Annotated in this window: 13 protein-coding genes; 11 read left to right on the forward strand and 2 right to left on the reverse strand. The window is 50.6% G+C overall.

The annotated features are described in order from the left end of the window. The first annotated feature begins 32 nt into the window (after positions 1-32). The 11 genes from odhB to ACJJIS_RS04660 all read left to right on the forward strand — a co-directional run bounded on the left by odhB (position 33) and on the right by ACJJIS_RS04660 (position 11,949). Positions 33-1,232 carry a 2-oxoglutarate dehydrogenase complex dihydrolipoyllysine-residue succinyltransferase gene (odhB, locus tag ACJJIS_RS04610; RefSeq protein ID WP_282933820.1) on the forward strand — a complete coding sequence of 400 codons (1,200 nt, stop codon included), beginning with the start codon at positions 33-35 and terminating at the stop codon, positions 1,230-1,232. A gap of 65 nt (positions 1,233-1,297) precedes the next feature. Further along, entirely contained in the window at positions 1,298-2,740 is a 1,443-nt protein-coding gene (gene lpdA, locus ACJJIS_RS04615) for a dihydrolipoyl dehydrogenase (RefSeq protein ID WP_445362283.1), read from the forward strand. A gap of 161 nt (positions 2,741-2,901) precedes the next feature. Further along, positions 2,902-4,068 (forward strand): ADP-forming succinate--CoA ligase subunit beta, encoded by a 1,167-nt coding sequence (sucC, locus tag ACJJIS_RS04620; RefSeq protein WP_282933818.1) that lies wholly within the window; start codon positions 2,902-2,904, stop codon positions 4,066-4,068. A gap of 2 nt (positions 4,069-4,070) precedes the next feature. Beyond that, positions 4,071-4,943: a succinate--CoA ligase subunit alpha gene (gene sucD, locus ACJJIS_RS04625; RefSeq protein ID WP_108734154.1), complete on the forward strand. Its 873-nt coding sequence runs from the start codon at positions 4,071-4,073 to the stop codon at positions 4,941-4,943. Positions 4,944-5,422: 479 nt separating this feature from the next. Then, the gene (locus ACJJIS_RS04630; RefSeq protein ID WP_444917962.1) at positions 5,423-6,142 is read left to right on the forward strand and encodes a M12 family metallopeptidase; all 720 of its coding nucleotides are present in this window, start codon (positions 5,423-5,425) and stop codon (positions 6,140-6,142) included. A gap of 435 nt (positions 6,143-6,577) precedes the next feature. Further along, positions 6,578-7,477, forward strand: coding sequence for an S-methyl-5'-thioadenosine phosphorylase (gene mtnP, locus ACJJIS_RS04635; RefSeq protein ID WP_444933943.1), 900 nt, complete (start codon positions 6,578-6,580; stop codon positions 7,475-7,477). A gap of 5 nt (positions 7,478-7,482) precedes the next feature. Beyond that, positions 7,483-8,430 carry an arsenosugar biosynthesis radical SAM (seleno)protein ArsS gene (gene arsS, locus ACJJIS_RS04640; RefSeq protein ID WP_444933942.1) on the forward strand — a complete coding sequence of 316 codons (948 nt, stop codon included), beginning with the start codon at positions 7,483-7,485 and terminating at the stop codon, positions 8,428-8,430. Positions 8,431-8,462: 32 nt separating this feature from the next. Continuing rightward, positions 8,463-9,146 carry a TVP38/TMEM64 family protein gene (locus tag ACJJIS_RS04645; protein WP_444933941.1) on the forward strand — a complete coding sequence of 228 codons (684 nt, stop codon included), beginning with the start codon at positions 8,463-8,465 and terminating at the stop codon, positions 9,144-9,146. Between the two features lie 7 nt (positions 9,147-9,153). After that, complete coding sequence (locus ACJJIS_RS04650; protein ID WP_475709584.1) at positions 9,154-10,629, forward strand: dihydrolipoyl dehydrogenase family protein; 1,476 nt, start codon at positions 9,154-9,156, stop codon at positions 10,627-10,629. Continuing rightward, a complete protein-coding gene (locus ACJJIS_RS04655; RefSeq protein ID WP_444907532.1) occupies positions 10,629-11,303 on the forward strand; it encodes a TIGR04283 family arsenosugar biosynthesis glycosyltransferase in 675 nt (224 codons plus the stop codon). Before ACJJIS_RS04650 ends, ACJJIS_RS04655 begins: the two co-directional genes overlap by 1 nt. After that, positions 11,296-11,949 carry a TIGR04282 family arsenosugar biosynthesis glycosyltransferase gene (locus tag ACJJIS_RS04660; protein ID WP_475709585.1) on the forward strand — a complete coding sequence of 218 codons (654 nt, stop codon included), beginning with the start codon at positions 11,296-11,298 and terminating at the stop codon, positions 11,947-11,949. Before ACJJIS_RS04655 ends, ACJJIS_RS04660 begins: the two co-directional genes overlap by 8 nt. A gap of 25 nt (positions 11,950-11,974) precedes the next feature. Here ACJJIS_RS04660 and ACJJIS_RS04665 read toward each other — a convergent pair whose 3' ends face one another. Further along, on the reverse strand, positions 11,975-12,379 hold the full coding sequence (locus tag ACJJIS_RS04665) for a hypothetical protein (protein ID WP_444907534.1): 405 nt from the start codon (positions 12,377-12,379) through the stop codon (positions 11,975-11,977). Positions 12,380-12,473: 94 nt separating this feature from the next. After that, positions 12,474-13,952 (reverse strand): membrane-bound lytic murein transglycosylase MltF, encoded by a 1,479-nt coding sequence (mltF, locus tag ACJJIS_RS04670; RefSeq protein ID WP_475709586.1) that lies wholly within the window; start codon positions 13,950-13,952, stop codon positions 12,474-12,476. Positions 13,953-14,269 lie beyond the last annotated feature (317 nt).

Genomic DNA, 14,269 nt, shown 5'->3' on the forward strand with positions numbered 1-14,269 from the left:
AAGTGAAGAGTCAATCTCAGGAAACAGAAAAAATGACGATCGAGATTAAAGCGCCAACTTTCCCTGAATCAGTTCAGGACGGAACTGTCGCCACCTGGCATAAACAACCCGGTGAAGCTGTGTCCCGCGATGAACTGATCGTGGATATCGAAACCGATAAAGTTGTGCTGGAAGTTGTTGCACCTGCCGATGGTGCCCTGACTGAAATCATCAAGGGTGAGGGCGATACCGTTCTCTCCAATGAGGTGATTGCCAAGTTTGAAGCGGGCGCTGGCGCAGCTGCTGCCCCGGCGGAAGAAAAAGCAGAAGCTCCGGCTGCCGAAGCCGCAGCTCCTGCGGCTGGCGACAAAATTGCCATGCCATCTGCCAAGAAAATGGCTGCTGAGAAGGGCGTAGACCTGGCGGGTGTTGAAGGCACTGGCAAGGGTGGTCGCGTTCTCAAGGAAGACGTAATGAAAGCGGGCACTGCGCCGGCTGCCGCTGCTGCACCTGCCGCCGCTGTTGCTGAAGTTGCGGTTGCTCCGGGTGAGCGCGTAGAGAAGCGTGTTCCCATGACCCGTATGCGCAAGCGTATCGCTGAGCGCCTGCTGGACGCTTCCCAGTCCACCGCCATGCTCACCACCTTTAACGAGGTGAACATGAAGCCGATTATGGACCTGCGCAAGAACTACAAAGACCTGTTTGAGAAGACCCACAACGGCACTCGCCTGGGCTTTATGGGCTTCTTCGTAAAAGCTGCAGTAGAAGCGCTGAAGCGCTACACCGCAGTGAACGCGTCTATCGACGGCAACGATATCGTTTACCACGGTTACCAGGATATCGGTGTAGCGGTTTCCTCTCCGAAAGGCCTGGTTGTGCCGATTCTGCGCAATGCGGAGAACATGGGCCTGGCGGATATGGAAAACAATATCCGCGATCTGGGTGTTCGCGCCCGCGATGGCAAACTGTCTATCGAAGAGATGACTGGCGGTACCTTCACCATCACCAACGGTGGTGTCTTCGGTTCCCTGCTGTCCACTCCGATTTTGAACCCACCGCAAACTGCAATTCTGGGTATGCACAAAATCCAGGAGCGCCCGATGGCGGTAAATGGCAAGGTGGAAATCCTGCCGATGATGTACCTGGCGCTGTCCTATGACCACCGTCTGATCGATGGTAAGGAAGCGGTTGGCTTCCTGGTAGCGATCAAGGAAATGATCGAAGATCCAGCGCGTATCTTGCTCGAAGTTTAAACAATAAATCTTGGGGCCTGCGGGCCCCCTCGATCACACTGCATTAGAAATATCTGGAACTGATCATGTCCGAAAAATTTGACGTAATCGTAATTGGCTCCGGTCCTGGTGGTTATGTCGCTGCCATCCGTGCCGCTCAGTTGGGCTTGAAAACGGCTTGTATCGAAAAGTGGAAAAACAAGGAAGGTAAATACGTAAATGGCGGTACCTGCCTGAACGTTGGCTGTATTCCTTCCAAGGCACTGCTGGACAGCTCCTGGAAATACCACGAAGCCAAAGATGCTCTCGACGTGCACGGCATTGAAGTCGGCAAGGTCAAGATGGATGTGAGCAAGATGATCGAGCGCAAAGGCGAGATCGTTAAGAAGCTGACCGGTGGTGTAGCAGGTCTGTTCACAGCCAATAAAGTAACCTCCATTTTCGGCACCGGCAAACTGCTGGCGAACAAGAAAGTGGAAGTAACCGACGACGAAGGCAACAGCACCGTCTACGAAGCTGAAAACGTCATTCTGGCTTCCGGTTCTGTACCGGTAAATATTCCGCCCGCTCCGGTAGATAACAAAATTATTGTCGATTCCACTGGTGCTCTGGAATTCACTGAAACTCCAAAGCGTTTGGGTGTTATCGGTGCCGGTGTTATCGGTCTGGAGCTGGGCTCTGTATGGAACCGCCTGGGCTCTGAAGTGGTTGTTCTGGAAGCGATGGATAAATTCCTGGCGATCATGGACCAACAGGTTGCCAAAGAGTCCCAGAAGATCTTCAAGAAGCAGGGCCTGGATATCCGCCTCGCTTGCCGCGTAACCGGCTCCGAAGTGAAAGGCGATGAAGTGGTTGTTACTTACCAGGACAAAGATGGTAAAGAGCACCAGGAAACTTTCGACAAGCTGATCGTTTGCGTTGGTCGTCGTCCTTACACCGAAGGCCTTCTGTCTGAAGATGCCGGTGTGAAGATGGACGAGCGTGGATTCATCTATGTCAATGACCTGTGCATGACTTCTGCACCGGGCGTATGGGCGATTGGTGACGTGGTGCGCGGCCCAATGCTGGCACACAAGGCCTCAGAAGAAGGTGTTGTGGTTGCCGAGCGCATCGCTGGCCAGAAGCCGATGATGAACTACGACGTGATCCCCAACGTTATTTACACTCACCCGGAAATCGCTGCGGTTGGTCGCACCGAAGAGCAGGTGAAGGCCGATGGCGAGCCCTACAACGTAGGCAGCTTCCCGTTTGCTATCAACGGCCGCGCTATGGCCGCCAACGATACCCAGGGCTTTGTGAAAATCATTGCTCACGCGGAAACTGACCGCGTACTGGGTGCCCATATTGTTGGCCCGTCTGCCGCAGACCTGGTTCAGCAAGTGGCGATCGCGATGGAATTCGGCTCCAGTGCTGAAGACATCGGTATGACGGTATTTGCGCACCCGACTCTTTCCGAAACTGTGAAAGAAGCGGCGCTGGGAGTGAACGGCCATGCGATTCACACCGTAAATCGCAAGAAGCGCAAGTAAGAATATTTTTCGATTTCGGGGCACTAATTATTGATTAATTAGCGCCCCGGTTTCATTTGTGGAATTTGAAATTTGCAACGACGGAAATTTTAAATTTCTCTTTCAGGTGCAGAGTGATCTGCAATTAGTAAACACATTTTATATGTGAATTGGTATTGACTATGAACTTGCATGAGTATCAGGGCAAACAACTGTTTGCGGAATACGGATTGCCGGTTTCCAAAGGCATTGCAGCGGAAACCCCGGCAGCGGCAGCAGCAGCGGCTGACGAAATTGGCGGTGATAAGTGGGTAGTAAAGGCCCAGGTACACGCTGGTGGCCGCGGTAAGGCTGGCGGTGTAAAGCTGGTAGATTCCAAGGCAGAGATTGAAGAGTTTGCCAAGAAGTGGCTGGGCGAGCGTCTGGTAACTTATCAAACAGACGAAAATGGCCAGCCGGTTTCCCGTATCCTGGTTGAAAGCTGCACTGACATCGACCAAGAACTGTACCTTGGCGCCGTTGTTGACCGCTCCACCCGTCGTATCGTTTTCATGGCTTCCACCGAAGGCGGCGTTGAGATCGAGAAAGTAGCGGAAGAGACTCCAGAAAAAATCCTGAAAGCCACTATCGATCCGCTGGTAGGCGCTCAGCCTTACCAAGCGCGCGAGCTGGCTTTCAAACTGGGCCTGAACCCGACTCAGGTTAAGCAGTTCACCAAGATCTTCCTCGGCCTGGCAAAAATGTTCCAGGAAAAAGATCTGGCCCTGCTGGAAATCAACCCGCTGGTAATCACCACCGAAGGCAACCTGCACTGCTTGGACGCCAAAGTGGTAATCGACAGCAACGCGCTATACCGCCACGCTGACCTGCGCGAAATGCACGATCCTTCCCAGGAAGATTCCCGTGAAGCGCACGCTGCCAAGTTCGACCTGAACTACGTAGCTCTCGATGGCAACATCGGCTGCATGGTAAACGGTGCTGGTCTGGCCATGGGTACCATGGACATCGTAAACCTGCACGGCGGCAAGCCAGCTAACTTCCTGGACGTTGGCGGCGGCGCGACCAAAGAGCGCGTTGTTGAAGCGTTCAAGATCATCCTGTCTGACGAGAACGTAAAAGCCGTACTGATCAACATCTTCGGTGGTATCGTTCGCTGTGACATGATCGCCGAAGGCGTTGTGGGCGCAGTAAAAGAAGTTGGCGTTAAAGTACCGGTTGTTGTTCGCCTGGAAGGTAACAACGCAGATCTGGGCGCCAAGGTTCTGAGCGACAGTGGCCTGAACATTATCGCGGCTACCAGTCTGACCGATGCGGCTCAGCAAGTGGTTAAAGCTGCGGAGGGTAAATAATCATGTCAGTATTGATTAACAAAGACACTAAAGTAATCTGCCAGGGCTTCACCGGCTCCCAGGGTACTTTCCACTCCGAGCAAGCGATTGCTTACGGCACCAAGATGGTTGGTGGTGTAACTCCGGGTAAAGGCGGCCAGACTCACCTGGGCCTGCCAGTATTCGACACCGTTAAAGAAGCGGTAGAGAAGACCGGCGCTGAAGCTTCCGTAATCTACGTACCTGCGCCTTTCTGTAAGGATTCCATCCTGGAAGCGGCCAACGCTGGTATCAAGCTGATTGTTTGTATCACCGAAGGTATTCCGACTCTGGATATGCTCGACGCTAAAGTGAAGTGCGACGAGCTGGGCGTGCGCCTGATCGGCCCGAACTGCCCGGGTGTTATCACTCCGGGTGAGTGCAAGATCGGTATTATGCCAGGTCACATCCACAAGCCGGGTAAAGTGGGCATCGTTTCCCGTTCCGGTACCCTGACCTATGAAGCGGTTAAGCAAACCACCGACTACGGCTTTGGCCAGTCCACCTGTGTGGGCATCGGTGGTGACCCCATCCCGGGTTCCAACTTCATCGATATCCTGGAAATGTTCCAGAACGATCCGCAGACCGAAGCAATCGTTATGATCGGTGAGATCGGTGGCACTGCTGAAGAAGAAGCAGCTGCTTACATCAAGGAAAATGTTACCAAGCCTGTAGTTTCCTACATCGCTGGTGTAACTGCTCCTCCCGGCAAGCGTATGGGTCACGCGGGCGCGATCATCTCTGGTGGTAAAGGCACCGCCGATGAGAAATTTGCTGCTCTGGAAGACGCTGGTGTTAAAACCGTGCGCTCCCTGGCTCAGATCGGCGACGCTCTGAAGGAAATTACTGGCTGGTAAGTAATTGCCAACTTTTAGTTTTCAAAAAAGCCACCCATTGGGTGGCTTTTTTTATGGCTGTATAAAGTCGGGTCAGATTAGGCAGAGTTGCGCTGGGCTCCCCCAGTAAATAGTTTTACCTATCTTTACATTTTCATGGTGTTTACAGTTTTATCTGTTGTTAAGTTTTCTTTTTATCGCTGAAAGTTGATTTTCATTCTCTCTTCATTTTTGTACTTCTATCTATAGGTCACGTAAGTCTGCGTTTTGTAAGGCTTTTCTTGTGGTTCCTAGTTCTTTTGGTTGCTTGCTGAAAATATTTGAATATTTTTTATTACAGGAATCGATTTTGGTTTTGGTGTTTGGGAAAGGTTTTTTGTGATCTCTTCCCTCTTTTTGTTTTCTATTTCTGTCGGGTGAATTTTGACTTGCCGAATTTGGTGCGGCAGTGTTGGTTCTCGTTATGGCAGCGAAAATAACTTTTCAGGAGGTGCGTCAGCATGGGGCTAGCTATAGATAAAAATATTCGAAAAATATCCTATAAGATAGACTTTGGTGGATTTTCTTTGGATAGGAATGAAGAGGTAGGTGGGGTTTGGCCGAATGGTGTGGTGAAATATTATGTGCCCTCCAATTTAGATTCCGGTTATGTTAATTCGGTAAAAAAGGCTATGTCTCATTGGGAAATTTGCATTTATCGAAAGTTCAGATTTGCAGCGATTAAGTTCCTGCAGGTTGGAGCGGCAGGCCGTGGAGTGGTTACAATTAAGGACGACCGCAGTAGTGCGACGGTAGGGTTTACCAATAAAACCGATCAATATTGTGGTGTAGATTGGAAAACTAATAGAGCAGCGATTGCCTCCCTTCCCCATGAAATCGGTCATACACTGGGTTTGGCCCACGAACACATGCGTGCCGACGCCCCTCTGTCAGTGAAGAACACACTTGACTCCCTGCAGCAGCAAACTCGGGTGCAAACCCTCACCAGGTTTTTAACACACAATTCTGCTTTTGATGGAAACTCCATCATGATGTATGACGACCAGGCAAGGGCACTGGGGATTGTAAAAAACACTCGTGAGGGAGGCTGTAAAATATCGGCCAATCAGGTGAATAGTTCTACCTGGAATCCCAGTGCTGGGGATCTTGATATGCTTTCATATCTCTATGATGGCAATCGTCAGACTCTGCCGAGATCTTTTGCCGGGCCTTTGATGTAGCCAAAAGAGCTAGGGTGCGATGCGGTTATTTTTATTGGAATAAAAATAAGGGAGTTTTTTGCTCCCTTTTTTATGTTGCTACATGGTGTCGGGCTGAGCTGTAGTGGCCTCTTTAAAATTCAATTTCATATCTATCAATTAAGAAAAGAATTTGCTGGGTTTTACTAGGAGAATATTGCCTTTCGGTGTCGATGATTATTAACTGTCAGCTCTTAATGTGGCGGATAAAAATTTATTATCGTAAGCTGTAAATCGTGGCGCCCTATTGATCTAAATTCTGAAGAGTAACTCTAGCTTACCTGTCAAATTTTAGCGGCCAGGGGTATAGGTAATATAGATGCCAATGCTTTTCTAATTTTCCTTTCTCGTAGCTGGTGATATACACGACTTGCCCCCACTCCTATACTGCCGAAAACCAATTGTTTAGGAGCGAATATGACCAGGGCATTGATTGGGGTGATTGGAGGAAGTGGCCTTTACGATATGCCGGGGCTGACTGAGGTGGAGGAGGTCCATATCGACACTCCCTTTGGCAGGACTTCGGACGCCATTGTCTGCGGTAAGCTCGCAGGTGTATCAGTAGCTTTCCTGGCCCGTCATGGTCGCAATCATCACCTGATCCCCTCCCAAGTGCCTTATCGGGCAAATATCCATGCCCTGCGCCAGCTCGGCGTGCGCTACATCCTGTCTCTCTCGGCTGTGGGCTCCCTACAGGAAGAGGTACGGCCGCTGGATATGTTAATCCCCGATCAGTTCATTGATATGACTCGCCGGCGGCAGAGTACCTTTTTTGGAGATGGCGCGGTTGCCCATGTGTCCATGGCCGATCCAGTATGCTCTGCTGTCGCTGATAGTTTGGCGCGTGCTTTCACGCAGACCCAGGCAGGGCAGCCAATTGAGTTACACCGAGGCGGCAGTTATATCTGTATCGAGGGCCCACAGTTTTCCACCCGTGCCGAGTCCCACTGGTATCGCAGTATGGGGGCGTCGGTTATCGGCATGACCAATATGCCTGAGGCCAAGTTGGCCCGGGAGGCACAAATTGCCTACGCCACGCTGGCTATGGCTACTGACTATGATTGTTGGCACCCTCGTGAGGAGGCGGTAACCGCAGAGGTAGCGATTGCGAATCTTCAGCAAAATGCCACGCGCGCGCAGCAAATTGCGATGGAAACCATACGTATTTTAGGGGCTGAGCAACCGGAGTCCTCCGCTCATACAGCACTGTTGAGCGGTCTGGTGACTCCCCTCGAAGCTATGCCTGAGGAAACACAAGCTGTAATAAAACCACTGCTCGCTCCGACAGAACCGGAGCTTGAAGAAATGGAGCAGTGATATCGATGCGTGAGACCTTACCTCTGCTGGAGCTATCGGACTTCCCCTCTCTGCACCGAGGGGCCATTGAGACCTTGCAGGTCAACATTGGCTACCGTTGTAATCAGCGCTGTTTACACTGCCACGTCAATGCTGGGCCTAATCGAACCGAGATGATGTCGGACGACAATTTGGCGCTGTTATTGGAAGTTCTTACGGTCCGTAAACCCCGTGTGCTGGATGTGACTGGTGGGGCCCCGGAATTGCACTGGGGTTTTCGATCCCTTGTAAGAGGGGCGCGAGAGCGCGGAGTACATGTAATTGATCGCTGTAACCTGACAGTTCTTTTTGAGCCGGGCCAGGAAGATACCGCTGAATTCCTCGCTGAAAACCAGGTTGAGGTCGTTGCCTCCCTGCCGTGTTACTCAATCGATAATGTCGATAAGCAACGAGGTAAAGGAGTATTCGATAAGAGCATTGCGGCGCTACAAAAATTAAATGCATTGGGCTATGGCAAGCCCGGCAGTGGCTTAGAGCTCAACTTGGTCTATAACCCCCAAGGACCCTTTTTACCCCCGGAGCAAAGTGCTTTGGAGGCGGACTACCGAAGAGAGTTGGCGAACCACTTTTCCATTAAATTTAATCATTTGTTCGCTCTCGCCAATATGCCAATCAAGCGTTTTGGTTCCATGTTGGTTTCCAAGGGGCAGTTTCACGATTATATGGCGCTACTTAAAGACAGTTACAGTGCGGATAATCTCGCTGATGTTATGTGTCGCAGCTTGGTTAGTGTCGATTGGCAGGGAAACCTATTTGATTGCGATTTTAACCAACAGCTCAACATGCCTATTCCCGGCCGATTACATTTGCGAGATTTAATCGAGATAGATCTAAAGGGGGCGGCAATTTGCGTTGCAGATCACTGTTACGGTTGTACAGCCGGGCAGGGAAGTAGTTGTGGTGGGGCTCTCTAACTTTCTGTTAACGCAGATGGAACCTGAAAACGATGAGTAAAAAAATCCTGCTGGTAGCCGCTATTGTCGTATTGGTGGTGGCTTTCTACTTGCTTGATCTACACCATTGGTTGAGCCTGGAAAAGTTAAAGGATGGAGCGGAGGACTTTAAGCGCTGGCAGATGTCGTCACCGCTTTTAGTCGAGTTTTTGTTTCTGGTCTTCTATATTTTGGTGACTGGCTTATCACTTCCCGGGGCGGCAATTCTAACTATTGCAGCCGGCGCATTGTTCGGTCTTTTCTGGGGTACTGTAATCGTTTCTTTTGCTTCCAGTATCGGTGCCACCCTGGCCTTTTTAATGGCTCGATATTTATTCCGGGACTATATTCAGGGGCGTTTCTCCGAGCGGCTTCAAGTCGTCAATAAGGGAATTGAGCGGGAGGGGGCATTTTACCTTTTTGCGCTGCGATTGGTGCCGGCTTTCCCTTTTTTCCTAATTAATATCCTGATGGGGCTCACCCATATTAAAGCCTGGACTTTCTACTGGGTTAGTCAGCTCGGAATGCTGGCGGGTACGATAGTTTACGTAAATGCCGGCACCCAGTTGATGAGAGTGGAAAATCTCAAGGATATTTTATCTTTGCCACTGTTATTGTCTTTTGTTCTATTGGGTGTGTTTCCCTTAATTGCAAAATATGCGCTCAACTGGCTTAAGCGCAGGCGTCAGGCTGGATGATCTAATTATGCAGAAACCTAAGAAGTTTGATCGTAACTTAATTGTCGTTGGTGGTGGTGCGGCGGGCCTGGTTACGGCTTACATCTCTGCGGCGATAAAAGCAAGAGTCACTTTGATCGAAGCAGGTAAAATGGGGGGAGATTGTCTCAATACCGGCTGTGTACCCAGTAAAGCATTGATTATGTGTGCGCGACAGGCCCATAGGGCAAGATGTGCGGGTGAGTTTGGGGTTGTACTCCATGAGCCAACAATTAATTTTCCCCGGGTTATGCAACATATCAAGGAGTCGATTAAAACTATTGAACCCAATGATAGTGTGGAGCGCTATAACGAGCTGGGGGTTGAAGTGCTCAAGGGAACTGCAGAGCTTATCGATCCCTGGACAGTTAAAACCCAATTAAATAGTGGAGGGGAGAAAATCCTGACGGCAAGGGCTATTGTACTAGCCACTGGCGCCGAGCCGAGTGTTCCGCCTTTTCCTGGGCTCGATCAAGTGAATTACCTCACCAGTGATACTTTATGGGAGCGGTTTTCTCAGTTAAAAACCCCTCCCCACAGGCTGGTATTACTGGGTGGGGGAGCTATTGGTTGTGAGCTGGCACAAGCCATGGCCAGGTTGGGTTCGGAAGTGGTTCTGGTGGAGAGGTCCGACACTATATTATTGGAGTTGGATGCTGACGTATCTGCGGCCGTCGCTGAGGCGCTTACTCTGGATGGCGTTAAAATTTTGACAGACCACGAAGCTGTTGAGTTTGAAGGTGTTCCTGATCGAGAAGGAGGCATACTCATTGTAGAAAATAAGGGCGATAGGGTTAAGCTCGAGTTTGATGAGGTGATACTAGCTCTCGGCAGAAAGGCGAAAGTAACCGACGAAGGTCTCGAGAACCTGGACTTGCTGGATAATGGCAGGTTGAAACTTGATGGCTACCTGCGAACTCGCTATCCACATATCCTTGCAGCTGGGGATGTGGCAGGGCCATACCAATTTACCCATATGGCCTCACACCAAGCTTGGTATGCAGCGGTAAATGCCCTTTTCGGTGACATTAAAAAATTTGCCGTAGACTACTCTCTGGTTCCTAGTGCTGTATTTGTCGATCCGGAAGTGGCGACTGTAGGCCTTTCTGAAAAAACTGCTAGTGAGCAGGGAGTGAATTACGAGATAACCCGCTATGATATCGAGCATTTGGACCGAGCTATAGTCGATGGTGCGCGGCGAGGATTTGTCAAAGTCCTTACGGTGCCGGGAAAAGATAAAATACTAGGTGTTTCTATTGTTGGGGAAAATGCTGCAGAACTAATTGCGGAGTTTATTTTAGCGATGAAGCATGGGTTGGGGTTGAATAAAATTCTCTCAACCATCCATATCTATCCGACCATGAGTGAAGCCAATAAATTTGTCGCGGGCAATTGGAAACGTGCTCACGCACCAGCAGCTATTTTACGTTTCTTAGAGGTTTTTAACCGCTGGAGGCGCAACTAATGCAATTCAGTGTGATAGTTCCTCTATTAAATGAAAAGGAACACATAGCCTCTTTACTGGAGCACTTGCAGCAATTGAGCGTGCAGGAAGATTGTGAGGTTATTGTCGTAGACGGCGGCAGTACCGATGGTAGTGTTGAGACCCTAGAGCAGTCTGGTTTGCAGCTGGTCCACGCCACTCGGGGTAGGGCGGTTCAGATGAATGCCGGTGCGTTAATGGCTAAAGGTCAGTGGTTAGTGTTTTTGCATGCCGATAGCCGTCTACCCGCAGATGCCCTCAAGTCCATCACAAACCTCGAAAAGGAGAATGCCCACTGGGGGCGTTTTAATATTCAAATTGTCGGACACAGTTTTTGGTTTCCCTTGATTGCGACTTTAGTTAATTTACGCTCTCGTTTTAGTGGTATTGCTACAGGGGATCAGGCCATTTTTGTGCGCCGTGGTTTGTTCGAAACTATCGGTGGATTCCCTGCGCAGCCGTTGATGGAAGATATTGAGCTGAGTCGCCGTTTGCGCAGTTATTACTGGCCCTATTGTTCTCGTGAAAAAGTAGAAACCTCAGGGCGTCGCTGGGAAAAGTACGGCGTATTGAGAACCATTTTATTGATGTGGCGATTGCGTTTTGATTACTGGCGGGGCGTATCAGCAGAGAGTTTGGCAAAACGCTATGAGTAGTTTTCTATTGCCGCCCATGCGTCTTGTAGTGATGGCTAAGGCTCCGTTGCCAGGGTATGCAAAAACTCGGCTAATTCCTACTTTGGGAGAGAAGGGCGCAGCCGCTCTCGCATTACAGTTATTGCAGGATACATTGGCAGAAGCGGTTAAGGCGAATCTGGGCCCTGTCGAGCTGCATGTTGCGCCTAACTCCAGGCACCCTTTTTGGCAGGAGTTCAAGTTGCCTCAGGGGGTAAAGCTATACAGCCAGTCAGAAGGTGATCTCGGTCAGCGCTTGTGGCGGGCAGCGAAAAGTTCTTATGCCGCTGGCCAGGGGCTCTTTTTATTGGGGACAGATTGTCCGGCATTAAATGCAGAAAGAATCCGAGCCGCAGCTGTGGCGCTAGTGCACACGGACTCTGTTATGTATCCCGCAAATGATGGTGGCTACACCCTGTTGGGCTTGAAGTACCTGCATTCTCGCTTGTTTGAAGATATATGTTGGAGTACTGAAGTCGTTGCCCAGCAAACCCTGGAGCGATTACTGGAATGTGATATGCGCTGTCAGCAATTGGATGTGCTTGCGGATATTGATGAACCTGAGGATTTGCAGTTTTTACCTAGAGCTCTTTCGATGAATCTGGCAGATTTTCGGGAAGCAGATTAAAAGCAATTGAGAGTAAGGAGTATTTCTAGCTTGAACCAGGAAGTGCTGGCTCTAGGAATATAACTTCCCTCGTGACCTGCCAGCGCCCATTTTCATACACCAAATCTATCGCCAGTTTTAACAGTTGCTCCTGGCCAGCCAAATTGTTTTTTCGCGAGAAGATTACTAAAGCACTGTTTTCATTTGCCACTATGCGGTGAATTTTTTTCCAGTCGTTGAGAGGTAGTTCACCCGCGTCACGCTTGGCTTTAAACATATTGATGAAGGCCGTTTTGTCTGCCACCGTGACCCGGTCCGAAGGATCTAGTATGAAGACCTCCATTTCCCGGTGGTAGACACTTTCCAGTTCGTCTTCTCTGCAGTACACCCCGGCCTGCACGAGGTAGTCAATAAACTGCTCGATCTCTCTTACCGTATCTGGATTATCCATCGCTCAGGCACTCCAACCGGGACCAGATGAATATAGATTAAGGTGGAGATATTTGGGGCTTTCTTCGGCCAGGCTAAGCTGGCCTAGAGGGGGATTAGAGAGCGGGGGCGGCGCTGGCTTCGGAATTCACTGCGCTGTTCTCAGCAAGGATCCCGCCGTTTTCATCATTGGCTGCGGCCAGTCGTTGTTCCTCAATGCGGCTACTCCAGCTCAGAAGGGCTTGATAGTGGCGGATATTCTGTACATAAGTCACCGGTTCCCAGCCTCGGGCATAGCCGTGTTTGGTGGTCTTGTAATACTGACGCTTGGCCAGAAGGGGCAGGTGTTCGCGCACATCGGGCCAAAGATCTGGATTGCCGCCCATTCGTTCTGTCAGTACCCGGGCATCCTCAAGGTGGCCATAGCCTACGTTGTAGGCAGCCAGTGCCATCCAGGTTCTGTCGGGCTCGCGAATGCGATCCGGCAGTTTGTTGCGGATTTGTACGATATAGCGGGCACCACCCTCAATGCTCTCTTCGGGGTTTAGGCGGTTTACACCGAGATCTTTTGCGGTGTTCAGAGTCAGCATCATCAGGCCGCGTACACCGGTGCGAGAGCGGGCACGCGGATTCCAATAGGATTCCTGGTAGCTGAGGGCCGCGAGTAAGTGCCAGTCGAGGTCATATTGGTCGGCAACCTTTTGCATGGTGCCGCGCCACTGGGGCAGGCGCTCGCGGCTGCGCTTGGCAAAGGCTTTGGCGCCGCCCACATTTAGGTCGCTGACGTGGCCGAAAAATTCTTCCCGCAACTGGGCAATCATGCCATTGGTATTGGCGCGCAACATAAAGCGGCGTGCACTGCGATATAGGCTGTCGTCATCACTTTGTGGGAAGGCCCAGGAAACCGCTTGGAATTGGGTGAGGTTGAACGCAACTGCAGTGTTTGGGTAAAGGCCGCGGTGAACTGCGTAAGCGTTGGAATCCACAATTGCATAATTGTATTTTCCTTCCTGCACCATCTCCACCAATTCCATGGCGTCCACGTCGGAGACTTCCTCCCAATCCAACTCGGTATAGCGGGTGGAGAGTTTCTTCATTTCTTCTGCGTGAGCACTACCGGCAATGACGGCGACCTTTTTTCCTTCGAGATCGCTAGTTTTACGCGGCCGCTGTTCGCCAACTCGGTAGATAACCTGTTGGCGAATCTCAAAATAGGATGGGGTAAAGCGGACTTGTTCGCGACGCTCTGGAGTTACCGTGAGGCCGGCAGCCGCGAAGTGCGCACCACCCTCCGGGTCGCGCAGCTGATCGAACATTTCGTCCAGATCGTGCACGTCGCGAATTACCAATTTCACCCCCAGCTCCTCAGCAAATGCACGCAGCATGCCGTATTCAAAGCCCGTCGGGTTGCCGGAGGCGTCTTCGTAATAAGTGGTGGGGCCGTTTTGTGACAGGACAACCAATTCACCGGTGGCTTTGACACGCTCGAGTGTATTCGGTGCTTTACTGGCAACCAGCAGGGAGGCGCAGCAGGACAAGGCGATCCCTTTGCACACACGGCGGACGTAGCGCAGCATACGGCTTTTCATCATCATAGGCTGTCCTCTCTAGCTAGTCCGTTGGTTTATTTGCTGTTGTGCCTAAGGCCCTGTATGTCGATTTCGCTCTCAAGTACGAGGGCAAAATTTGACGCAGTCCGCCAATTTTACATTATTTGACGACAATCTGCCCAGTTTGTCTTTTGAACACTGTGATCTGCGCGCTTGCAAAGCATTACAGACTTAGGTAGGCGAGCCTGACTTTGATACAAAGTTGGTTTATTTACAGCCAAGCTTGCTGGTCTTTTGAACATTCAGGTTACTAATTAGTTCATGTGTACCCAAGTGTCGGGCGGGTGTGTTGGAGTAGCGAT

Source organism: Microbulbifer maximicatervae (SeqCode) (assembly GCF_056231245.1).